Source organism: Xenorhabdus littoralis (assembly GCF_033949345.1).
Lineage (GTDB): Bacteria > Pseudomonadota > Gammaproteobacteria > Enterobacterales > Enterobacteriaceae > Xenorhabdus > Xenorhabdus littoralis.
Window position 1 is genome coordinate 1 of the sequence record NZ_VCDP01000269.1, and the last position, 712, is coordinate 712.

General features: G+C 45.5%; 2 rRNA genes. Both read right to left on the reverse strand.

Annotated elements, in window-relative coordinates:
* A 23S ribosomal RNA gene (locus FE394_RS19570) occupies positions 1–511 on the reverse strand; the annotation flags it as partial.
* Positions 512–657: 146 nt separating this feature from the next.
* A 16S ribosomal RNA gene (locus tag FE394_RS19575) occupies positions 658–712 on the reverse strand; the annotation flags it as partial.

Here is a 712-nt window from a genome sequence, read left to right on the forward strand (position 1 = left end):
ACGGTACTGGTTCACTATCGATCACTAGGGAGTATTTAGCCTTGGGAGATGGTCCTCCCAGATTCCGACGGAATTTCACGTGTTCCGCCGTACTCAGGATACATTCAAGAGAGAACGAAGTTTCGACTACGGGGTTGTTACCCTCTACGACGGACCTTTCCAGGTCGCTTCGTCTACCTCGTTCCTTTGTAACTCCGTATAGAATGTCCTACAACCCCAAGAGGCAAGCCTCTTGGTTTGGGCTAGATTCCGTTTCGCTCGCCGCTACTCAGGAAATCGCATTTGCTTTCTCTTCCTCCAGGTACTTAGATGTTTCAGTTCCCTGGGTCTGTCTTCCTTACCCTATGTATTCAGATAAGGATACCATACCATTACGTATGGTGGGTTTCCCCATTCGGAAATCTTCGGATCAAAGCTTACTTACAGCTCCCCGAAGCATATCGGCGTTAGTCCCGTCCTTCATCGACTCCTAGTGTCAAGGCATCCACCGTGCGCCCTTTCTAACTTAACCAAACTAAAATTAAAAAAATATGAGCTACACTGTTATCTAGTTTTCAAAGAACATACATTTATATATGAGAGATAGTTCTCTCAAAACTGAACAAAACGAAACACGGAAACTTATATTGATGAACAGCGTTCATCAATTCTCCATAGAAAGGAGGTGATCCAGCCGCACCTTCCGATACGGCTACCTTGTTACGACTTCACC